This window comes from Streptomyces sp. NPDC000151 (assembly GCF_040301705.1).
Taxonomy (GTDB): Bacteria; Actinomycetota; Actinomycetes; order Streptomycetales; family Streptomycetaceae; genus Streptomyces.
In genome coordinates this window covers 77420-99185 of the sequence record NZ_JBEPFC010000002.1, presented here as the reverse complement: position 1 = coordinate 99185, position 21766 = coordinate 77420, and the positions used below count along the sequence as shown (strand labels likewise).

The following is a 21766-nucleotide window of genomic DNA, read 5'->3' as shown; positions in this document are numbered from 1 at the left end:
GCGTCATGGCACGGCTGCGCGTTGCCCGACGCCGGGGACGGCTCGGACGAGCGCCAGCACACTCAGACCGAACATCAGCACGCCCAGGGGCAGGTGGAGCTCAGGGACGTGGGCGATGCCGAGCACGACCTGGGCCGAGGCGAGTACGAGGAAGCCTGACGCGTGCCAGACAGGCCACGGCGAGCCGCCGCCCGGCTTCCACGCCAGGAGTGCCGCGAGTACGTACAGCATCGTCGCCCCGTACATCACACGGGCTCCGACGCTGTGCAGCGTCTCTCCATAGGCCCAGGTCAGCAGTAGTCCGGCGGAGACCGCCTGCAGAAATATGGTCAGGGTCTGCAGGCCGATCGCCACCCGCAGTAATAAGGAATTGCGCTGCGCGTTCGCCGTCGTCGACACCTGAGTGGCCATGCCACGGTCTCCTCTTCTGCTGTGGGGCAGTCGATCGGTCGTGGTGGCACCCGAGGCGCCGCGTCCCACTCGACATCGCCGGAACCGTCACGGTGCCGCACCGTGGACACCTGACCGTGGACGCCTGTCAGACCGATCGCATCTGCTGGGTGGACTGCAACACCGAGGTCAGGAAGCGACGCACCGTCTCCAGCTCGCCCGTCGCGAAGTCCTCCGCGACCGCCACCACCTCACCGATCACTGGTCCGAAGAAGGCCCAGCCCAGTTCTGTGGCCTTGTCCTCCACCTCCAGCAGCACGCGTCGCCGATCAGCGGTGTCCCTGCTGCGCCGGACCAGTCCGAGCCGCTCCAGCCGGTCGACCAGCGCAGTGGTCCCGGCCGAGTTCAGACACAGCTGCCGGCCGAGCCATCCTGGCGTTGCGGGGGTGCCGTCCCGTGCCGCGTCCAGCAGGTGGATCAGCGCGCGCACGTCGGTGGGGTGCAACCCGTGGCGCGCGGCGAACTCGGCACCGAGCAGGTCGAACTCCACGGTGACCGCACGCAACAAGTGGACCAGCCCCATCGTTGGGTTCTGATCGTCCATGCACACTCCTGGGGACTCCGACGTAACATCTCGCTCAACGAGAGTATCGCTGAACGAGAGGAATGCCCAGTGTCCCTGGCCGCCTTCAACCTCGCCTACGACGAACTCCGCGTCCGCTGGCCGAAGTTCACTGAGGAGCACGACGTCGACACCCCGTACGGGCGCACCCGGGTCCATGTGTACGGACCGGCCGACGGCAGTCCGCTGGTGCTGCTGCCCGGCGGCCTGGCCACCGGTCTGGTCTGGTTCGCCAACGCGGCAGTTCTCGGTCAGCGCTACCGGGTCCACGCGGTTGACCTGATGGGCGACGCCGGCCGCACCGAACGCCGCGGCACCCCCCTGAAGAACGCCGATGACCTGACCGCCTGGCTGGACGCCCTGCTGGACGGGCTCGGGCTCGCCGGCACGCATCTGTGCGGCCACTCCTACGGTGCCTGGCTGGCCGTCAGATACGCCTTGCACGCACCAAAACGGGTTACCCGCCTCGCCCTCGTCGACCCCACTCAGGTCTTCGCCGGCTTCCGCCCCGGCTACCTGCTGCGGGCGCTGCCCACTCTCCTCCGCCCCAGCCAGGACCGTGCCCGCTCCTTCCTGGCCTGGGAGACGGCACATACCCATCCGGACGAGACCTGGCAGCGCCTCTATGCCCTGGCCACCACCGTTCCCAGCCGTAAGCTCATCGCCGGCGGCCGCCCCCGGGCGGCCGACCTCCGCATGCCCGTACTGGTCCTGCTCGCCGAGCACAGCCGCGCCCACAACGCCCACCACGTGGCCGACCGAGCCCGCCGAGTACTCCCACAGGGCGAGGTGGCAGTGCTCCCGGGGGCCACCCACCACTCCCTGCCACTCACCGCACCGGAACAGCTGAACAACCGGCTGGCGGAATTCCTCAACTGACGGCCCCCGGACGGAACTGTTCAGCAGGATGGATGCCTCCAACCTGGTCTCAACGAAGCGCCCTAGTCGGCCAGGTGGGCGATGAGGGCCTTGGTGACGTCTTCGGTGGAGGCGGTGCCACCGACGTCGCGGGTGAGGATGCCGGCGGCGGTGGTGGCCCGGATCGCCTCGTTCAGCCGGGCGGCCTGTTCGGGCAGGCCGAAGTGGTCGAGCATGAGGGCGGCGCTGCCGACGGCCCCAATGGGGTTGGCGAGGCCCTGCCCGGCGATGTCGGGTGCGGAGCCGTGGACGGGCTCGAACATGCTGGGGAAACGGCGTTCGGGGTTGAGGTTCGCGCTGGCGGCGAGGCCGAGGCTGCCGGCCAGGGCGCTGCCAAGGTCGGAGAGGATGTCGGCGTTGAGGTTGGAGGCGACGACGACGGAGAGGTCCTCGGGCTTCAGGACGAACTTCGCCGACATCGCGTCGACCAGTACGCTTTCGGTCTCCACGTCCGGGTAGTCCTGGGCGACGCGCTTGAAGACATCGTCCCAGAGGACCATGCCGTACTGCTGTGCGTTGCTCTTGGTGACGCTGGAGACCTTGCGCCGGTCGCGGGTACGGGCCAGGTCGAAGGCGAAGCGCATGATGCGTTCGCAGCCCACTTCGGTGAACAGCGCGGACTGGATGGCGACTTCACCCCCGGGCCCGCGACCGGAGAGGTTGCGGCCGCCGAGCCCCGCGTACTCACCCTCGCTGTTCTCGCGTACGACGACCCAGTCGAGAGCGGTGTCATCGGCCTTGCGCAGGGGGCTCTGGACGCCGGGCAGGAAGTGCACCGGGCGGACGTTGGCCCACTGGTCGAAGGACTGACAGATCTTCAGGCGCAGTCCCCACAGGCTGATGTGGTCGGGGACGGTGGGCCAGCCGACCGCGCCGAAGTAGAGGGCGTCGAAGTCCTTGAGCCGGTCGAGTCCGTCGTCGTCGATCATCTTGCCGGTCTTGGCGTAGTAGTCGCAGCCCCAGGGGAACTCCTCCCAGTCGAAGGCGAAGGCGCCGTGGGAGTCCTCGGCCAAGGCGTCCAGTACGGCACGGCCTGCGGCGACCACCTCGGCGCCCACGCCGTCGGCGGGGATGGCGGCGATGCGGAATGTTCGGGGCGTGGTCACGGGTGCCTCCTGCGTGAGCTGGACGGGGATCTTTCGATCTTTCCTCGTTCACGAGTCAACACAGCGGGGCGGGAACCCGTCCAAGACGTGCTTCCGATGCGACCTATAGGTGGCATCGATGAGTTCTGGCCCTGAGTTCTGGCTCAGCGGAGTCGATGGGTTATGGCTGAGTGGAGTCGACGAGTTGTGGCTCAGCTCGGAGGCGATGGGTTATGGCTGAGGGGAGTCGGTGGGTTCTGGCTGTGTCTGCGTGCGTTGGCGGGCGAGTGACTCCGTCAGGTGCAGGAACGAGCGTGCTCCGGGAGTGAGATGGGCGGGCAGACTGATCATGGCGACATGAAGGTAGGCGGTGTTTTCGATCGGCGCGACGACCGCTCCGCAGCGTCGTGCCAGTCGCGTCCACGACGACGGCAGCACCGCGACGCCGACCCCGGTCAGGACGAGCGGGAGGATCGAGGTCCGGTGGTCGACGACCGTGACGATCTCGGTGCCCGTGCCGCCGGCGGTGATGTCGTCGACGATGCTGCGCATCAGACTGCCGGTGCGGGAGGCGATGAGCTTCTGCCCGGCCAGATCGCCCGGGCGCACGGCGACGCCGTCCCGGTACGTACCGTCCGGTGGAGCAACGACCACGAACGGCTGCTCCTCAACGGGCAGCACGTCCACACCGGCGACCTTTACGGGAGCGGCCGATCCCAGCAGGCCCAGCTCGCATGCACCGCTGCGTACCAGGGACACGACCTCTTCGGGGGTGAAGGCGGCCTGCGTGCTCACCGTCACGCCCGGGTGCAGCTCGGCGAAGCGGTGGATGAGGGTGCTCAGCGGCTCGATGCCCGGGGAGGGCATGGACGCCACTTCCACGGTTCCCCGGTGCAGTCCGGACAGCGAAGCGGCGGTGTCCCGTACTGCTGCCATGTCGCGCAGGACCCGGCGGCTGGGGCCGAGCAGTTCGGCGCCTGCCTCGCTGAGGACGACCCCGCGGCCCACCCGGTGAAAGAGTGCGACCCCGAGGTCCGCCTCGAGGTTGGCCATCGACTGGGACAGCGACGGCTGGGCCACATGCAACGCCGCGGCGGCCTTGCTGAAGCCGCCGTGCTCGACTATGGCGAGGAAGTATTCGAGCTGCCTGGCGTCCATGACCCCTCCAAAGGCGGAAACATGTTCGACAGGCGCAGCCTATCGGCCAGGCAGCAACCGGCCTCCCGCGCCGGGCGGGCCGGTGACCGTGACATCGCGGGTGGTGAACCCGGCGGCGCGGGCGGCTGCCACGCTGCCCTCGCCACCGTCTGCGAGCGGCAGCCGGTGTACTCGGATGTCCGGAGCCTTGGATCGCAGGCCGGTTTCGAGCGCGGCGGCGACCTCCTCGGCGGTGAGCGAGCCCTTGAACTTGTCCGGGGCGATCAGGACGGTGGTCATCGCGGCGCCACCTCAGCTCCCTGGGACCGGTCCGCGACGGCACCGCGGACGGCCGCCGGGGTACCCCCGGGCTCCTCGTCCGCACTTGGGCTCTCCGCCACGCTCGGGGCCTCGGCCGCGGCGATCGCCTGGTCGGAAGCGGGTGCGTCGCGCCCGGCGAGCACCGCCCGGGCCCGTTCCAGGTCGAGGTTCTTCTCCCACTTGGCGACGAACAACGTGGCGACCGCGTTGCCGTAGAAGTTGACCAACGCCCGGCACTCCGACATGAACTTGTCGATGCCGAAGATCAGCATGATGCCGGCGGCCGGCACGTGGCCCACCGTCGACAGTGTCGCGGTCAACGCGATGAAGCCGCCACCCGCCACGCCCGCGGCCCCCTTCGACGTCAGCAGCATCACCGCGAGCAGGCCCAGCTGCTGCCCGATCGACAACGGCGTGTCCGTGGCCTGGGCTATGTAGAGGGTGGCCAGGGAGAGGTAGATGGCCGCACCGTCGAGATTGAAGCTGTAGCCGGTCGGTACGACGAGCCCGACCGTGGACTTCTCCACGCCCATGAACTGCAGCTTGCGCATCAGGCCGGGGAGCGCGGGCTCGGCCGTCGAGGTGCCCAGTACCAGAAAGAACTCGTCCTTGAAGTAACGGAACAGCTGGAAGATGTTCAGCTTCACAAAGGCGGCCAGGACCGTGCCCAGCACCACCACGACGAACAGGATCGACGTGACGTAGAACAGCGCTATCAGCGAGCCGAGGCTGGTCAGGGTGGAGAGCCCGAACTTCCCGATGGCGTAGGACATCGCGCCGAACGCACCCAGTGGCGCGGCCTTCATGATGAAGGCCAGTACCTTGAACACCACTTCGGTCAGCCGGTGCACGCTCGCGATGATCGGCTCGCCGATCTTCCCCACGCTTTTGAGCGCGATACCGAAGATCACGGCAAGAAAGATGACCTGCAGGATGTCGCCCTCGACGAACGCACCGAAGACACTGTGCGGCACCAGGTTGGTCAGGAATTCCCACCAGTGCTGATGCTCACCGCTCTTGATGTACTGGTCGGCCTCGCCCGACGTGCTGATCGTGGACGGGTCGGCGTGCACTCCGTCGCCGAGGCGGAAGACGTTGATGGCGATCAGACCCGTCACCAGCGCGACGATGGTGCCCACCTGAAAGTACGTCAGGGCCTTGATGCCGGTCAGGCCGACCTTCTTCAGATCCGCGACCCCCGCGATCCCCCCAATGATGGTCAAGAACACGATCGGCCCGATGAGCATCTTCATCGCCGCGATGAAGGTGGTGCCGATCGGCTCCATCGAGGTGGCAAGATCCGGCCATCGCCAGCCCAGCAGGATTCCGCTGACGATCGCCAGCAGCACCTGCACGTACAACTGCCGCCACCACGGTTTCGCCGGCGTGCCACCGACCACTGCGGCAGGCGCTGGGGTCTGCGTCATTGCAACCTCCTCCAGGCGCGAAGAGGGTCCGGCCTGGCGTGTTCCCAGCAACTGCCGTGCGTTGGCTCCGCATATCGCGCGCCCGGCAGGTGAAGCCGCGACCCACGTGACGCCGAGCCCGATCAGCGCCACGCAAACTGGCAGCCACAGTGAACCCGGTCACACTGCACAGGGTCCACGACCAAAAATCGATGCCCCGTATAGGCCCGGCCTATATGACCGCGAGCAAGCGACGCGGCCTGTTGCGTGGTGGGTGATGCGTGGTCGGCGATGCGTGGTGACTGGCTACTGGCTACTGGCGATTGCCGGCCAATACGTCGGCCGCGATACGCAGGTCCGATACCAGCCCCGCGTACGACGCCTCGCGGTCCTCGGACCGCAGGATCGCCGACGGGTGGAGCGTCGCGACGACGAACCCCATTTCCTGAGGGAGAGCGATGAGGGTGCCCCGGTCCTTCGTCACCCGGAACGACGGCCCCAGCAGCGCCTTACCCGCGGTCGCCCCGAGCGCCACCACGACCTCCGGCTCGACCAGGCGCAGCTCGGCATTCAACCAGGGACGACAGGCCGTCATCTCCCGCAAGCTCGGCGGCTTGTGGATTCGCCGCTTGCCCCGCGTCGCGGTGGTGAACTTGAAGTGCTTCACCGCGTTGGTGACATACGCCTGATCAACGTCGATGGCGGCTTCCCGCAGCGCTTTGTGCAAAAGACCGCCGGCCGGCCCGACGAACGGCTCGCCCTGGCGATCCTCCTGATCGCCCGGCTGCTCGCCGACGAGCATGATGCGTGCCGAGGTACTGCCCGCTCCGAAGACGGTCTGTGTGGCCTCCCGGAACAGCGGGCAGCCCTGGCAATCCGCCGCGGCACGCCGATAAGCGGCGAGCCCCCCGCGCCGGGGCAGGTACGGGGTGGCGTCGTGCTCCTGCCCGGCGGAGTCACTGTCGCTTCCGGTCATCGGCGTCGTCTCCTGAGTCGCTTCAGTCCACCACTGGTGCTGGTGCACTACGCCCTGCTCCAGACCATTTTCGCCGGGTTTCGCCGCCACCGCAGTCGGACACGCCCGCACCGAATCGACCGCCCCTCGCCGCACAGGCACCACCGGGGGCTACGGGCGCCAGGCGTTTCCGTCAGGCCACGCAGAAATTGAGACGCCAAAGGTGACGATGTCAGGCTCAATGATGGGAAGTCTTCTTCTCCCAGGAGAAGAGAGTAGAAGTCGCCCATTCCACCCCGTGAGCGTTGACATACCGCTTCTTCACCCGGCTATAGTTCCGCTCGCTCGAATAAGGCAGGCGTTCGAGTGCCCCCCACGCTCTGTCCGCGCTGCTCGCTTCCACGAGCGTGCGCCCAGGATCACGGGTGCCTGCTCACTGTGGTGGAGGGCAAGTTTCCATGCGTCGTTACCTGATGTATTTAGCGTTCTGTACCGCGCTCATCGCGGCACTCCTGACGATCGATACGGGCCGCAGCCAGGCCACCGGCACCGGCAGCGGCACCGGCAGCGGCAGCGGCACCGGCAGCGCTGGTGCCAGGGCTCAGACGACAGGCCGCGAGGCGGCGACATCCCGCAGCGAAGCCACCTACGCCTACGGCTCGCACACCCGCCAGAAGCTGGACGCCTACTGGAAGCCCACCAGCGGCACCCAACCCGGCGTCGTCATCCTCCACGGCGGTTACTGGTACGAGGACTCCGGCTGGGCCACCTGGTCCCGCACCTTCGCCGACGCCGGCTACGCCACCTTCTCCGTGGACTACCGCCTCAACTTCGACGCCCCCTGGCCGGCGCAACGTAACGACGCCCTCTCCGCCCTCGCCTGGATCAAATCCAACGCGGCCCGCTTCGACCTCGATCCGAACCGCATCGTCATCGTGGGATCGTCCGCCGGCGGTCAGATCGGCACCGCCGTCGCGACGTACGGCTCGGGAAAAACCCGCGTCAAGGGCGTCGTCGGCCTCTCCCCCGTCGCCTCCCCCTACCGCGCCTGGAACGACGGCAACCACACCACCAGCACCGCAAAGGAACGAAAGGTCCGCGACAACGCCACCGTCCTGACGCGCTGCTACCCGGACCCCGCGGACGTCGGCACCTCCATGCACCCGAGCTGCTGGGGCACATGGAAGGACACCGTCGTCAAGAACCGCGCCTCCGGCGCCAACGACGCCCCCATGTACCTCCTCCACTCCGAAAACGACTTCATCCCCGTCACCCACTCCACCGACCTCGAACGCGCCGAGGAAGTCGACCACGACATGCCCGCCAATGGCGTCACCGTCGAAACGGTGCCGGGAGATGCCCACGGCGGCGCCCTCCTCAACGCGCCCGGCATCAAGAACAAGGTGATGTCCTGGATCGGTGCGCGCACTTAGGATTCCCTATAGGACTCCCCATAGGGTTCCCAATAGGACTCCCAAAAAGTGGTGGGCGACGTGGACGGTCATCCGGGATATTGGTCGCCATGAATGAGGTCAAGGTCGTCGTCGCCCATTCCGAGCGCGCTACCCTGCGCGTCGGCGACGTGTTTCTGAAGGTGGACACCGATCAGGCGCGCATCGACGTCGAGGTCGAGGCGATGGCCCTGGCGCCGGTCCCGACCCCGGAGGTCCTGTGGCGCAAGCCTCCCGTGCTCGCGATCGCCGCGGTCCCGGGGGCGGCGCTCGGCCGCCTCGGCGAGCCGTCGACCGCGTCCCCGGCGGCGTGGGCCGCGGCGGGCGCCGCCCTCCGGAAGCTCCACGACGCACCGTTGCCGCCCCGGCCCGGCCGGGCCGGTCGGGACCTCGACGAGCTGGCGGCGGACCTCGACGGCGAGTGCGAGTGGCTCGTGGCGAACGGCGTCCTGCCCGCCGACCTGGTCACCCGCAACCGCCAGGTCGCCGAGGCCGCGCTCCGGCCGTGTCCTCCGGCGTTCACGCACGGCGACCTGCAGATTGCCCACGTGTTCGTCGACGGCGACGAGATCACCGGCATCATCGACTGGTCCGAGGCGGGCCAGGGCGATGCCCTGTACGACCTCGCCACCCTCACGCTCGGACACGAGAAGCACCTCGGCGACGTCATCGCCGGCTACGGCACCGACGTCGACCTCGACGTGATCCGCGCGTGGTGGTCGTTGCGAAGCCTGCTGGGAGTTCGCTGGCTGGTCGAGCACGGCTTCGACCCGACCGCGCCGGGCTGTGAGATCGACGTGCTGAGATCCCGGATGTGAGAGGTCGGTGGTGCGCCGGTCCTTGCCGACGGCCAGCCCGACCCGGGCCGAAGGCCCGGCCTGTCCCGACCAGGCCCGGCCTGGCCCGGCCTGTCCCGGCCTGGCCGCCGCCGGTCACCACCGCATCCGCACGCCGCGTCACCGCGTCACCGCATGGTGAACTTCTTGCGCCAGGCCAGCGAGACGTATACCAGCGCCACCAGCACCGGTACCTCGATGAGTGGGCCGACGACGCCCGACAGTGCCTCGCCGGAGGTGACGCCGAAGGTGGCGATGGCGACCGCGATGGCCAGCTCGAAGTTGTTGCCCGCCGCGGTGAAAGCCAGGGTGGCGGTGCGATCGTACGCGAGGCCCAGGCCCTTGCCGAGGAGGAACGTGCCGAAGAACATCACGGCGAAGTACACCAGCAGCGGCAACGCGATCCGGACCACGTCCAACGGCTGTGAAGTGATCGTCTTCCCCTGCAGGGCGAAGAGGACGACGATCGTGAAGAGCAGGCCGTACAGCGCCCACGGGCCGATCTTCGGCAGGAAGCGGGACTCGTACCGGTCCCGGCCGAGCTTCTTCTCGCCGATGCGGCGGGTGAGGAAACCGGCGAGCAGGGGGACGCCGAGGAAGACGATCACGTTGAGGGCGATGTGCCAGACCGGGACGTCCAGGCCCTGCCCGTTGCCCAGGCCCAGCCACCGCGGCAGCAGGTCGAGGTAGAACCAGCCGAGCAGGCCGAAGGCGACGACCTGGAAGATCGAGTTCAGGGCGACGAGGACGGCGGCGGCCTCGCGGTCGCCACAGGCCAGGTCGTTCCAGATGATCACCATGGCGATGCAGCGCGCCAGGCCGACGACGATGAGGCCGGTGCGGTACTCGGGCAGGTCCGGCAGGAAGACCCAGGCCAGCGCAAACATCACGGCCGGCCCGACGAGCCAGTTGATGACCAGCGACGACACCATGAGCTTCGTGTCGCCGGTGACCGTGTCCAGCTTGTCGTAGCGGACCTTGGCGAGGACCGGGTACATCATGATCAGCAGGCCGAGGGCGATCGGGAGCGAGATGCCGCCGATCTCGACCTCGCTGAGTGCGTCGCCCAGCCCGGGGATGGCCCGTCCCAGGCCGAGGCCGATGGCCATGGCCGCCAGGATCCACCCGGCGAGGAAGCGGTCGAGTGTCGAGAGCTTGCCGACGACCCCCACTTCCTCGGTGCTGGTCACCTCGGTAGTGGATGGGGGTGCTGTCCTGGTCACGGGCAGGGCCTCTTTCGCGCACTGTCGACGGTCGTACGGGCGGACGCGGCCAGCTCCGCGAACTGACCGGCCAGGTGGTCGATGACGTCAGGACGCAGCTTGTAGTAGGTGAAGCGGCCGCACGGCTCGGTATCCACCACTCCTGCCTCTCTGAGCACCTTCAGGTGATTGGAGAGGTTGGTCTGCCGGGCGCCGGTCTCCGCCACCAGGTGGGTCGTACACAGCGTTTCCCTTGCGAGCAGTTGCACGATCTTCAACCTGAGCGGATCGGCGAGGACTCGGATCAGGTCGGTATCGGCTGACGTCATCATGCGCTGATGTTGTCACATCAGTGGGTGCTGACACCATTCTGCGCTGATACCATTCTGTGCTGATACCACCCCGCACTGTCACCCCGCGCGACAAGCGAGAACCTGACGTCCGAGAATCGCTGGGAAGCTGAATGCCCGTCAACACCTGCGGCTGATGCGGGTGTTGCGGCATCCCCGCCTGACCGAGTGACGTCACGCGTTCCTAGAGTGGGCACATGCGCGATGGAACCGATGGCGAGTCGAGGCCGCAGCTACCGTTGATCGAGGGCGAGGAATTCACCTGCGGCCCTCCGCTCGGCGTGGATCCCATGCCGCGCCCGGAAGCCGAGCAGCTCGCCAAGACGCTCAAGGCGGTCGCGGATCCGACCCGGCTCCAGATGCTGAGCCTGCTGCTGGCCGCGCCGGACGGTGAGGCCTGTGTCTGCGATCTCGCCGCGCCTTTGGAACAGGCCCAGCCCACCATCAGCTATCACCTGAAGGTCCTCGCGGACGCCGGGCTGGTCGCACGGCGTCGGTACGGAACGTGGATGTGGTACTCGGTCCGCCCTGACCGCGCCGACCTCCTCTGCACTCTCGTGTGCGCGCGGGCCTGAGAGCAGCAGGAGGCAGCGGGTCCTTGAATGCGGTCGGCGAATACTCGGCGAGTAGTCGGCGAGTATTAGCGAGTTGCCGGCGAGTGCTTTGATAAAGGCCACTACGGGGCTGAGACGCCAACTTCCCGCCATATGACGGACGTTGCATTCGGTACAGAGCGCATCGAAGGAATTTGCCCTCAATCCGAACTCTTCGGGCTTTCCTGCCCTGATGTGCATCAGTTTCCTGACGCCCGCGGACCTGGCGGAAGGTGAGGCCCGTTACATCAACCGCTCCCGGCACCGGCCCGCCACCGATTGGCGTCGAGGCCGCTTCCGGCCACCGGAGGCAAGATCTGCCCAGGAAGCGCGAAGCTGGATATCCTCAAGGCCGCGAGCTGCGGATATCGAGCGTCACTCATGCGATGCTGGATTATCTCGCATAATGAGACAAGGGGGGCGCGTGCTTGAGGCATTAAAGACCGAGGAGACCTCGCATGCGATTGGTGCGCCGCGCCCGCCGTCGGTAGGGACCGGCTGGTACACATCTCCGGGGATCCGCCCCCCGTTGCCACGAATGTGCCGTCGCGCCCGCACAAAACGCCCAACGGAGATGGAAAAACTCATGCTTGACGTTCTGGGAATGAACGCCATCACTGAATCTGTTTACCGAGGGATGCTGTCCCACCCCAACGACGGAGTGGCGGAACTCTGTACCCGGCTGGGCCTCACCGACCAACAGGTACGCACGGCGCTGGACCAGTTGAGCGAGATGGCGCTGATACGCCCCTCGGCCGACGACCCGCAGCACATGCACGCCGTCAGTCCGCACCTGGGCATGGAGATCCTGCTCGCCCAGCAGCAGGCCGAACTCGCGGCCCAGCAGCAGCGCGTGGAGGAGAGCAGGGCCGCGGCCGTCAGGCTCATCTCGGAGTTCACCGAACGGGAATCCGGTGGGTCCGGGGCCGACGTGGAGCATCTCGAAGGCATCGACGCCATCCGGGACCATCTGTCCGCGATGAACCGAGAGGTCGAGGAGGAGATGCTGGGCTTTGCCCCAGGGGGTGCGCAGACGGCAGCCAATATGCGCAACTCTCGGCCGCTCACGGAGCAGTTGATCGACCGGGGCGTCAAGATGCGGACGCTCTACCTCGACAGCATCCGCAACGATCCCGCCACCGTCGCCCATGCCGACTGGCTCACCTCCGTCGGCGCACAGGTACGCACCGTACCCACCCTGCCCAACCGGATGATCATCGCGGACCGCCGTATCGCCATCATCGCGACGAACAGCGACGACACGGCGGTGGGCGCCACCGTCCTGCGGGCACCGGGCATCCTCACCACTCTGTGCTCACTGTTCGAGACCACCTGGAGCAACGCCGAGCCGCTGGGCTCCTCTTCCGAACCGTCGGAGGATGAGGAGCTGACCACTCAGCAGCTGGAGACACTGAGGATGCTCGCGCTGGGCTATACCGACGAGACAATCGCCAAGCGGCTCGGCGTCTCGGCCCGTACGGCCCGGCGTATCTCCACCGCCCTCATGAACCATCTCGACGCACGCAGCCGCTTCCAGGCCGGCGTGCGCGCCGCCCAGCTGGGGCTCGTCTCGGACTGAACAGGGCGGCGAGCGGACCTGCGGCCCGACTGTCACCGGAAACCCGGAGGCAGCCGGGCCGCGGTCTTTCCCGGGGGCGTTTCCGCGGTCGTTCTCTGGCCGGTTCAGGACGCGGCATAAAACGGCCTGCGGTCACCTGTAGTGACAGTGTGCCGGAGGCCTCACCCTCGGCGTATGTATCTCGTTCACCTCGCACTTGAACCGCAGCCACCCGGGAATACGTTGCCCCCGGACACAGGCCGCATCATCGCCGCCTGCGCCACCGGCGAAGATGCCCTTGAGCACGTCGTTGTGCATTCCGACGCCCGGCCGCTTCCGGTCATCGGGTTCTATCTGCGCGCCACCGGCCTCGACGCGGCGGAAGCGGCGGCCGAGCGGGTCTGGCGGCGCGCGGTCGAGGCTCAACCCGCGCTGTCCGACTGGGAACTGAGGCGTGCCGAGGTTCCGCTGCTGATGCCCCACATGCTGTGGCCGGGCGTGGACAGCTAGCTCGGGGTCCGGTTCCGGGCCTGAATGGGCCAAGGCCACTTCGGTCCACTTGTTTCCTCTTCCGCAGGCTTCCGGGCGACGGCAAGCTCTTTCTCAGAACGAAAACGAACCCCCCGGAGAAAGGGCAGTAGAGATGAGCAAGCGAATTCTTCACAATGTGGCCGCCGGTGTCTTTGTCGCCGCTCTTGGATTCGCCATTCAGAATTCCGCGCAGAACGACGCTCCGGTCGAGCAGAAGAATTCCACGCAGCTCACCTCTCAGTCCTCGGACGAGCCCGGTTGGCAGTTCGCCTCTCAGTCCTCGGACGAGCCCGGTTGGCAGTTCGCCGCCGGCGCTGCGGACGAGCCGGGCTGGCAGCTCGTTGCCGCCAGTGCGGAGCCCGGCTGGCAGTAAGCCCCGCGAGTCACGCTCGCTCGCCCCGACCGCCTCTGCCGGACACTCCGGCGCATCAGCAAGAACCGCCAGAAAGGACGCAGCATGAGTGCTGAGGAAGTCCGGATCCAGGGCAACTCGGTCTCTGCCCTCGCCGAAGAGTTCGGTACCCCCCTGTTCGTCTACGACGCCGATGTCCTGGAGCAGACCTACTGCGAACTGCGCGGCCAGCTCCCCGATCCGGTCGACATCTTCTTCTCCTTGAAGGCCAATCCGAACATCAGCGTCTGCGGGTTCCTCAACTCCCAGGGCGCCGGCGCCGAGGTCTCCTCGTACGTCGAACTCACCACCGCGCTGAAAGCGGGCGCCGCAGCCGAGGACATCATCTTCCTCGGCCCCGGCAAGGATCTGCGGGAGCTCACGGCCTGCCTGGACGCCGGGATTCATGCGGTGGTCGTCGAATCGCTCGACGAACTCCGGCAGCTGGACGCGCTGATGGCGGAGCGCGGAGGCGGCGAATGCCCTGTGCTGCTCCGGGTCAACCCCGCCTTCGGCACCAAGGGTTCCGGGCTCGCGATGGGCGGCAAGCCACGCCAGTTCGGCATCGATGAGGCGGAACTCAGGCGGTCCAAGAGTGCCTTGGCGGAACTTCGGCACGTACGTGTGAAGGGCGTGCACGCTTACATGGGCACGCGCTTCCTCCATCACGAGGACGTCGTCCACAACACTCGCCAGATTCTGGCGACCGCCGAGGACTTGGCAGGACAGCTCGGATTCCCGCTGGAGACCGTGGACTTCGGCGGCGGCCTCGGAGTCGCCTACTTCGACAACGAGACGGACCTCGATATCGGCGCCTTGGGCGAGGGGATGCGCGAAGCGGTCGCGCCCTTCGCCGAACGCAACCCGAAATGCCGCCTGATCATGGAGCTCGGCCGTTACCTCACCGCCATGGCCGGCACCTATGTCGTACGCGCCCGGTACGTGAAGGAGTCCATGGGCGAGGCGTTCGTCGTCGCGGACGGCGGCACCAATCACCACATGGCGGCCGTCGGCGTCGGCAGCTTCGTCAAGCGCAACTTCCCCGTGCGCCACCTCAACCGACCCACCGACCCGCCCGCCCGCCGCTACTCCCTGACCGGCCCGCTGTGCACCCCCAATGACGTCGTGGCCAAGAAGGTCGAGCTGCCCGAGGTGAAGCCGGGCGACCTGCTGGGCGTCGAGCGCTCCGGAGCGTACGGACCGACCGCGTCTCCCGGCCTCTTCCTCAGCCACGGCTATCCGGCCGAGGTCATGGTCCACCGCGGCCGCGCCCGCCTCGTACGGGAGCGCGACACCACCGAGGACCTGCTGTCCAAGCAGCACCTCATCGACTTCGGCGCGTCTCACGGATCAGACGAATCGCCTTGAGTCGCACCGCACACCACGCGGCCAGAATCGGGCTCGACGTACTGGAACACGGCGAGCTCAGTCGGCTGCTCACCAGGCCTTGGTTCCTGCGCTTCAGCTACGCCCCCGAAGAGACCGCCCGCGCCGAGGCGATGGGAGCGGAACGCCGCCTGGAGTTCCTGGCCGGCAGATTCGCCGCCAAGGAAGCCATTCTCAAGGTCCTCGGCACCGGCATGCTCCAGGGCGTCGCCCCCCGCGAGATCTATGTGGACCGCGACGACGACGGAGCACCGGTCGTCCGGCTCCGCGGACGCGCCGCCAAGCTGGCGACGTCGGAGATCGCGCTGTCCATCACCCACAAGCAGAACGTCGTGGCGGCGGTTGCGATCAGCATGCCCTCCGCCATGGACGCAGACCCCGTAACCACCGCAGACCACGTAACCACCGCCGGCCCCGTCACCACTCCGGCGCTCAGCACCGACAGAAAGGAGCTCGTCATCATGTCCCCGGCGGACAACGGCGAGGAACCCGAGATCACGGCCTTCCTGCGCGTACGCATCGGTCAGGAAGAGGCCCACTACGGCGGCGGCCTGGTCGACGGCGCCCGCATCCTCCGGCTCTTCGGAGACCTCGTCACCGAGATCACCGTACGTACGGACGGCGACGAGGGACTGCTCTCGGAGTATTCCGGCATCCGCTTCACCGCTCCGGTGGCGCCGGGCGACTACGTCGAGGCCAGCGGGCGGCTCGTCCGGAGGACCAGGCTGCGCAGGGTGGTCGAGCTGCAGGCGTACAAGGTCATCGCGGCCCGCCCCGACTCGGGCCCCAGCGCCGCCGACGTCCTCGACGAACCGCAGCTCCTGTGCACGGCCACCGCCACGACGGTGGTCCCGCCGCCCAAGAAGAACGGCAAGAAGACCGCCAAGGACGCCAAGACCGCCAAGATCCCGGCCGAGTCGGCCGCCCTGCCGGCCAAGGCCGCCGCCCTCAAGGAGTCGTGATGGCCCCCACCCCCCACCTCCTGCACGACCTGCTCGACCAGGCCGCCGAGCGCGGCCCGGACTCCCCCGCTCTGACGAGCCAGGGCGTCAACCTCACCTACGGAGAGCTGGCCGAGGCGAGCGTCCGGCTGGCCGGCCGCCTCCACCGGGAAGGGCTGAGCCGAGGCGACCGTATGGTCGTGACCGCTTCCGACGGTGTCGGCATCACGGTCCTGGTGTACGCGGCATCGCGCCTCGGAGCCGTCTACAGCATCCTGCACGAGCAGGTACGCGGCGGTCCGCTGGAGCACGTGCTCACGGACTGCGAACCCGCGCTCCTGGTCTCCGACGACCCGGACGCCCTCGGCACCGCCACGGCCCACGGCGTGAGGTCGCTGCTGCTGGAGGATGTCCTGCGGCCCGCGCTCGATGCCCGTACGGACGCCGCCCCGCTGCCGCAGCGGCCCGGCACCCTCGCCGTCGACCCGATCAGCCTGATCTACACCTCCGGGACGACGGCACTGCCCAAGGCCGTGGTCAGCACCCATGAGCAGGTGGTCTTCGCGGCCTCGGCGATCCATGCCTGCCTCAACTACCGCAGCGATGATGTCGTTTACTGCCCGCTGCCGCTCTCCTTCGACTACGGCCTCTACCAGGTGTACCTCGCCGCTCTCAGCGGTGCCCATCTGCACCTGGGCACGGTCGCCGAAGTCGGCCCACCGCTCCTCCGCAGCCTTGAGGCGGCCGGCGCGACGGTCCTGCCCGGTGTCCCCTCGGTCTCCGACCGGCTGGCCTGGCTGGTCCGCCGCAGTCCCGGCAAGCTGAGCAAGCTGCGCCTGCTCACCAACACGGGTGCCGCGCTGAACGACAGCACCATGAAGAGCCTGCGTGAGGCCCTGCCCAACTTGCGCATCCAGGTCATGTACGGCCTCACCGAGTGCAAGCGGACCGCGATCATGCCTCCGGACGGCGACCTGGAACACCCGGGTTCGTGCGGTCTGCCGCTGCCCGGCACCGAGGTCTTCGTGATCGACGACGACGGGAAGCGGCTGCCTCCGGGCGAGATCGGCCAGTTCGTCGTACGCGGCCCGAATGTGATGGCCGGTTACTGGCGCCGCCCCGAACTGAACGCCGAGCGCTTCCCGCGCGCCGAGGGGCTCTTCCCCGAGCTGCGCACGGGCGACTACGGCTGGCAGGACGACCAGGGCTACCTGTACTTCGCCGGCCGCCGGGACGACCTCTACAAGGAGCGGGGCTTCCGGCTCAGCGCCACCGAGGTCGAGGCCGCCGCGACCCGTGTCGAGGGCGTGACGTCGGCGGCCGTGCTGCCTCCGCAGGGCAAGAAGTCCGCACTGCTCGCGGTGGTCGCCGACATCACGGCCGACGAAGTGCGCGAGCACATGCGTGAACAGATCGAACCCTTCAAGATCCCGCGGCGTTGCGTACGGCTCGACGCCCTGCCCACGAACGGCAACGGCAAGGTCGACCGGAAGAAGCTCGCCGAGCTGGTCGAACAAGCCTCCACGGGGACGCTCACCGATGTCCTCCAGTGGCGCCCTGCTCTCTGACCAGCATTCAACGAAGTACTCAACACGCCGTCAAAATCCCTATCCCTAAGGACATCTCATGGACCGCCAGAACGTCATCACCGCCCTTGAGCAGGCCCTGACCGAGGTGCTGGAGCGCCCCGTCACCGGGCTGAAGGGCGACGTGAAGCTCTTCGACGACCTGCACCTGGACTCGACCACCATGCTCGAGATGCTGATGTCGCTCGAGGACTCCATCGGGCTGGTCGTCGATCCGGAGGACCTGGACGCGGACGACTTCGTCTCCGTGGATACCTTCACCGACTTCGTCCTCTCCACGCGGCTCGCCGAGGCCGCGGTATGACCATCACCCAGCCGGATCTGAGCGTCTTCGAAACCGTCGAGTCCGAGGTGCGGAGCTACTGCCGCAGCTGGCCCACCGTCTTCGACCGGGCGCAGGGCAGCCGCATGTACGACGAGGACGGCCACGCCTACCTCGACTTCTTCGCCGGCGCCGGGTCGCTGAACTACGGCCACAACAACCCGGTCCTGAAACGCGCGCTGATCGACTACATCGAGCGGGACGGCGTCACCCACGGCCTGGACATGTCCACCACGGCCAAGCGGGCCTTCCTGGAGTCCTTCCAGAACGTCATCCTGCGGCCGCGCGACCTGCCCTACAAGGTCATGTTCCCGGGCCCGACGGGCACCAACGCGGTCGAGGCCGCGCTGAAGCTGGCCCGCAAGGTCAAGGGCCGCGAGTCGATCGTGTCCTTCACCAACGCCTTCCACGGCATGTCGCTCGGCTCGCTCGCCGTCACCGGCAACGCCTTCAAGCGGGCCGGCGCCGGCATCCCGCTCGTGCACGGCACCCCGATGCCCTTCGACGGCTACCTCGACGGGCAGCTGGCGGACTTCGTCTGGTTCGAGCGGCTGCTGGAGGACCGGGGATCGGGTCTCAACGCCCCGGCGGCCGTGATCGTCGAGACGGTCCAGGGCGAGGGCGGCATCAACGTCGCCCGCGCCGAATGGCTGCGCGCCCTCGCGGATCTGTGCAAGCGCCGTGACATGCTGCTGATCGTCGACGACATCCAGATGGGTTGTGGCCGCACCGGTGCCTTCTTCTCCTTCGAGGAGGCGGGCATCGTGCCGGACATCGTCACGGTCTCCAAGTCCATCAGCGGCTACGGCCTGCCGCTCGCGCTCACGCTCTTCAAGCCCGAGCTGGACGTCTGGGAGCCGGGCGAGCACAACGGCACCTTCCGCGGCAACAACCCCGCCTTCGTCACCGCCGCCGCCACCCTGGACACGTACTGGACCGACAGCCTCCTGGAGAAGCAGACCTCCGTGCACGGCGAGGAGATCGAGTCGGCGCTGCGGGACATCTCCACCCGCAACAGCGGCTCGGGCTATCGCGGCCGCGGGATGGTCTGGGGTCTGGAGTTCGCCGACAAGGGCCGCGCGACGCGCATCGCACGCCGCGCCTTCGACCTCGGCCTGCTCATCGAAACCTCCGGCGCGGAGAGCCAGGTGGTCAAGCTCCTGCCGGCGCTGACCATCTCGCCGGACGAGCTGGACGAGGGGCTGCGCACCCTCGAACGGGCCGTCCGCGAAACGGCCTGACCCGGCACCGCACACGTACACACAACGCACACCACGAACACCGAAGTACAGGCACAGAGAAAGGCATCAACGCACCATGATCGTTCGCTCCTTCGAGGAAATCGAGAACACCGACCGCCACGTCAAGGGCAAGAAGGGCACCTGGGAGAGCAAGCGCATCGTACTCGCCAAGGAGAAGGTCGGTTTCTCGCTGCACGAGACCACCGTCTACGCCGGCACCACCACGTCGATGCACTACGCCAACCACATCGAGGCCGTGCTCTGCGTCGAGGGCGAGACGGAGCTGACCAACGACGAGACCGGTGAGAAGCACTGGATCACGCCGGGCGTGATGTACCTCCTCAACGGACACGAGCGGCACACCCTGCGCGCCAAGTCCGACTCCCGCTTCGTCTGCGTCTTCAACCCGCCGGTCACCGGCCGCGAGGACCACGACGAGAACGGTGTGTACCCGCTCCTGACCGAGGACGAGGCGGCCTGAACCATGACTCTCACCGCACCCGAGCGCATCGACACCGAGCGCACCGCCGCCCCGCACACCGACCCCGCCGCCCCGACCGCCCCGGCCGCCAAGAAGCAGGCCGTCTTCCGCCGCCCGCGGATCGAGGACGGGCCGGCCGTATGGGAGCTGGTCGAGAACACTCCGGGACTCGACTCCAACAGCCCCTATTACTACACGCTTTGGTTCCGCGACTTCGCCGACTGCTCCCTGGTCGCCACCGTGGACGACGAGATCGTCGGATTCCTCACCGGCTATCGACGGCCCGACGAGCCGGACACGTACTTCGCCTGGCAGACCGCTGTCACCCCGCGCCACGGCATCCCCTTCCTCGGCGTGAAGATCTTCGAGCAGGTCGTCGTCGAGCAAGTGGCCAAGGGCGCCCGGTTCGTCGAAGCCACGGTGTCCGCCGAGAACAAGGCGATCATCATGGTCCTGAAGAAGATCGCCAAGAAGTACGCCGCCGAGGTCGAGACGAGCGTGCTCTTTCCCAGCAACCTGCTGCCGAGCGCTGCGGACGGCCCGGACGACGCCCACCACGACGAAGTCCTCTACCGCATCGGCCCCTTGTCGGCCGACTGACCCCGACACGGCGCTGACCTGCCCCTCCTCGGCTGACCTGGGTGCGTGTGCGGTACGGTCCGCAGCCGTACCGCACACGCACCCGAGCCATCACCCTCCACAGGATTGCCTCCATGACGCAGACGCAGACGACGCAAACGCAGACACAGACGCAGAGCTCCGAAACTTCCCCGACTGCCCGTGAAGCGCCCCGCGTTCACCGGGCCTGGTGGGTCGCGGCGGTAGCCGGCCTCACCATCATCGTCGCGGGCGCGTTCTCCACGATGCCGGGCCTCCTGGTCGAGCCGCTGCACAAGGAATTCGACTGGTCCCGCGGCTCGATCGGCTTCGCCGCCTCGGTGAACATGGTGCTGTACGGGCTCACCGCACCGTTCGCCGCCGCCCTGATGGACCGCTTCGGCATCCGCCGCGTCGTGGCCTGCGCGCTGACGGTCATCGCGGTGGGCGCGCTGGCGACCACGGTCATGACCGCCGCCTGGCAACTCACCCTCTTCTGGGGTCTCCTCGTGGGCCTGGGCACCGGCTCCATGGCGATGGCCTTCGCGGCGACGGTCACCAACCGATGGTTCGTGAAGCGGCGCGGCCTGGTCACCGGCGTCCTCGCCTCGACCAGCGTCTTCGGCCAGATGATTTTCCTGCCGCTGCTCGCCTGGGTCATCGACACCTACCACTGGCGGCCGGCCAACGTCTCCCTCGCACTCGGCGCCCTGGTCGTCGGCCCGCTGGTCTGGCTGCTCCTGCGCGACCACCCGGCGGACGTGAACCTGAAGGCGTACGGCGCCGAGGAGTTCACCCCGAAGCCCGCACCGGTCCCCGGTGCCGCCCGTCGTGCGATCGTCGTCCTCCGCGACGCCGCCAAGACCACCCCGTTCTGGCTGCTCGCCTCCGCCTTCGCGATCTGCGGCGCCTCGACCAACGGCATCATGTGGACGCACTTCACCCCCGCCGCGCACGACCACGGCATGCAGGCGACCGTCGCGGCCTCCCTCCTCGCGGCCATCGGCGTCTTCAACGTCGGTGGCACCGTCGCCTCCGGCTGGCTGACCGACCGCTACGACGCCCGGCGCCTGCTGGCCGCCTACTTCGCGCTGCGCGGTGTCCTGCTCTGCTTCCTGCCCATGATGATGTCGGCCACCGTCCAGCCGGCGATGATGTTCTTCGTCGTCCTCTTCGGCCTGCTGGACCTGGCCACGGTCCCCCCGGTCCTCGCCCTCTGCCGCGACTTCTACGACGAGGACAGCGCCATTGTTTTCGGCTGGGTCAACGCCGCCCACCAGGTGGGCGCGGCCCTCATCGCCTTCCTCGGCGGCGTGGCGCGTGACGCGTTCGGCTCGTACGACATGGTGTGGGTCGCCGTGGGCGTGCTGTGCGCCATGGCCGCTCTCATCTCCTTGACCGTCAGGCGGCCCCTGACCGTCAGGCGGCCGGCCGCCTGAGCCGGTACCACCAGAACTGGCGGTACC

The 21766-nt window shown here is 67.9% G+C and carries 23 protein-coding genes and 1 pseudogene; 15 read left to right on the top strand and 9 right to left on the bottom strand.

The window, feature by feature from the left end:
• Positions 1-3: 3 nt before the first annotated feature.
• Positions 4-411: a hypothetical protein gene (locus tag ABT381_RS01420; RefSeq protein WP_351586352.1), complete on the bottom strand. Its 408-nt coding sequence runs from the start codon at positions 409-411 to the stop codon at positions 4-6.
• A 127-nt stretch (positions 412-538) separates the two neighbouring features.
• Positions 539-994, bottom strand: a complete 456-nt coding sequence (locus ABT381_RS01415; protein ID WP_351586350.1) for a MarR family winged helix-turn-helix transcriptional regulator — start codon at positions 992-994, stop codon at positions 539-541.
• Positions 995-1063: 69 nt separating this feature from the next.
• On the opposite strand from ABT381_RS01415, the gene ABT381_RS01410 reads away from it, so the two are divergent.
• Positions 1064-1891 (top strand): alpha/beta fold hydrolase, encoded by an 828-nt coding sequence (locus ABT381_RS01410; protein WP_351586348.1) that lies wholly within the window; start codon positions 1064-1066, stop codon positions 1889-1891.
• A 62-nt stretch (positions 1892-1953) separates the two neighbouring features.
• On the opposite strand, the gene ABT381_RS01405 is transcribed toward ABT381_RS01410, so the two are convergent.
• The 5 genes and pseudogenes from ABT381_RS01405 to ABT381_RS01385 all read right to left on the bottom strand — a co-directional run bounded on the left by ABT381_RS01405 (position 1954) and on the right by ABT381_RS01385 (position 6855).
• Positions 1954-3036, bottom strand: coding sequence for a tartrate dehydrogenase (locus ABT381_RS01405; protein ID WP_351586346.1), 1083 nt, complete (start codon positions 3034-3036; stop codon positions 1954-1956).
• 210 nt (positions 3037-3246) lie between these two features.
• Complete coding sequence (locus ABT381_RS01400; RefSeq protein WP_351586344.1) at positions 3247-4173, bottom strand: LysR family transcriptional regulator; 927 nt, start codon at positions 4171-4173, stop codon at positions 3247-3249.
• Between the two features lie 69 nt (positions 4174-4242).
• Positions 4243-4452, bottom strand: a pseudogene (locus ABT381_RS01395) (glycerate kinase); the annotation flags it as partial.
• Positions 4449-5900: a C4-dicarboxylate transporter DctA gene (gene dctA / locus ABT381_RS01390; protein ID WP_351586480.1), complete on the bottom strand. Its 1452-nt coding sequence runs from the start codon at positions 5898-5900 to the stop codon at positions 4449-4451. The pseudogene ABT381_RS01395 and the gene dctA, both read right to left, overlap by 4 nt.
• Positions 5901-6192: 292 nt before the next feature.
• On the bottom strand, positions 6193-6855 hold the full coding sequence (locus tag ABT381_RS01385; protein ID WP_351586342.1) for a UdgX family uracil-DNA binding protein: 663 nt from the start codon (positions 6853-6855) through the stop codon (positions 6193-6195).
• A gap of 437 nt (positions 6856-7292) precedes the next feature.
• Between ABT381_RS01385 and ABT381_RS01380 the strand changes: the two genes are divergently transcribed.
• Both ABT381_RS01380 and ABT381_RS01375 read left to right on the top strand, forming a co-directional pair.
• Positions 7293-8267 carry an alpha/beta fold hydrolase gene (locus ABT381_RS01380; RefSeq protein ID WP_351586340.1) on the top strand — a complete coding sequence of 325 codons (975 nt, stop codon included), beginning with the start codon at positions 7293-7295 and terminating at the stop codon, positions 8265-8267.
• A gap of 89 nt (positions 8268-8356) precedes the next feature.
• Positions 8357-9103, top strand: a complete 747-nt coding sequence (locus ABT381_RS01375) for a phosphotransferase family protein (RefSeq protein WP_351586338.1) — start codon at positions 8357-8359, stop codon at positions 9101-9103.
• Positions 9104-9249: 146 nt separating this feature from the next.
• Here ABT381_RS01375 and arsB read toward each other — a convergent pair whose 3' ends face one another.
• Together arsB and ABT381_RS01365 are read right to left on the bottom strand one after the other, a co-directional pair.
• Positions 9250-10344 (bottom strand): ACR3 family arsenite efflux transporter, encoded by a 1095-nt coding sequence (gene arsB / locus ABT381_RS01370; protein WP_351586336.1) that lies wholly within the window; start codon positions 10342-10344, stop codon positions 9250-9252.
• Complete coding sequence (locus ABT381_RS01365; RefSeq protein WP_351586334.1) at positions 10341-10655, bottom strand: ArsR/SmtB family transcription factor; 315 nt, start codon at positions 10653-10655, stop codon at positions 10341-10343. Before ABT381_RS01365 ends, arsB begins: the two co-directional genes overlap by 4 nt.
• A gap of 215 nt (positions 10656-10870) precedes the next feature.
• On the opposite strand from ABT381_RS01365, the gene ABT381_RS01360 reads away from it, so the two are divergent.
• From ABT381_RS01360 to ABT381_RS01305, 12 genes are all read left to right on the top strand, one after another.
• Positions 10871-11248, top strand: a complete 378-nt coding sequence (locus ABT381_RS01360; protein WP_351586332.1) for an ArsR/SmtB family transcription factor — start codon at positions 10871-10873, stop codon at positions 11246-11248.
• 679 nt (positions 11249-11927) lie between these two features.
• Positions 11928-12845, top strand: a complete 918-nt coding sequence (locus ABT381_RS01355) for a helix-turn-helix transcriptional regulator (RefSeq protein ID WP_351586330.1) — start codon at positions 11928-11930, stop codon at positions 12843-12845.
• Between the two features lie 174 nt (positions 12846-13019).
• A complete protein-coding gene (locus ABT381_RS01350; protein WP_351586328.1) occupies positions 13020-13334 on the top strand; it encodes a hypothetical protein in 315 nt (104 codons plus the stop codon).
• Between the two features lie 133 nt (positions 13335-13467).
• Positions 13468-13728, top strand: coding sequence for a hypothetical protein (locus ABT381_RS01345; protein WP_351586326.1), 261 nt, complete (start codon positions 13468-13470; stop codon positions 13726-13728).
• 84 nt (positions 13729-13812) lie between these two features.
• Positions 13813-15114: a type III PLP-dependent enzyme gene (locus tag ABT381_RS01340; RefSeq protein ID WP_351586324.1), complete on the top strand. Its 1302-nt coding sequence runs from the start codon at positions 13813-13815 to the stop codon at positions 15112-15114.
• On the top strand, positions 15111-16094 hold the full coding sequence (locus ABT381_RS01335) for a holo-ACP synthase (RefSeq protein ID WP_351586322.1): 984 nt from the start codon (positions 15111-15113) through the stop codon (positions 16092-16094). Before ABT381_RS01340 ends, ABT381_RS01335 begins: the two co-directional genes overlap by 4 nt.
• The gene (locus tag ABT381_RS01330; RefSeq protein WP_351586320.1) at positions 16094-17641 is read left to right on the top strand and encodes a class I adenylate-forming enzyme family protein; all 1548 of its coding nucleotides are present in this window, start codon (positions 16094-16096) and stop codon (positions 17639-17641) included. The genes ABT381_RS01335 and ABT381_RS01330 overlap by 1 nt, the downstream gene beginning before the upstream one ends.
• Before the next feature lie 58 nt (positions 17642-17699).
• Positions 17700-17963, top strand: a complete 264-nt coding sequence (locus ABT381_RS01325) for a phosphopantetheine-binding protein (RefSeq protein WP_351586318.1) — start codon at positions 17700-17702, stop codon at positions 17961-17963.
• A complete protein-coding gene (gene ectB / locus ABT381_RS01320; protein ID WP_351586316.1) occupies positions 17960-19222 on the top strand; it encodes a diaminobutyrate--2-oxoglutarate transaminase in 1263 nt (420 codons plus the stop codon). The genes ABT381_RS01325 and ectB overlap by 4 nt, the downstream gene beginning before the upstream one ends.
• 76 nt (positions 19223-19298) lie before the next feature.
• Positions 19299-19703: an ectoine synthase gene (locus ABT381_RS01315; RefSeq protein ID WP_351586314.1), complete on the top strand. Its 405-nt coding sequence runs from the start codon at positions 19299-19301 to the stop codon at positions 19701-19703.
• Between the two features lie 3 nt (positions 19704-19706).
• Positions 19707-20303 carry a diaminobutyrate acetyltransferase gene (gene ectA / locus ABT381_RS01310; protein WP_351586312.1) on the top strand — a complete coding sequence of 199 codons (597 nt, stop codon included), beginning with the start codon at positions 19707-19709 and terminating at the stop codon, positions 20301-20303.
• Between the two features lie 113 nt (positions 20304-20416).
• Entirely contained in the window at positions 20417-21739 is a 1323-nt protein-coding gene (locus tag ABT381_RS01305) for an MFS transporter (protein WP_351586310.1), read from the top strand.
• The last annotated feature ends 27 nt before the right edge of the window (positions 21740-21766 follow it).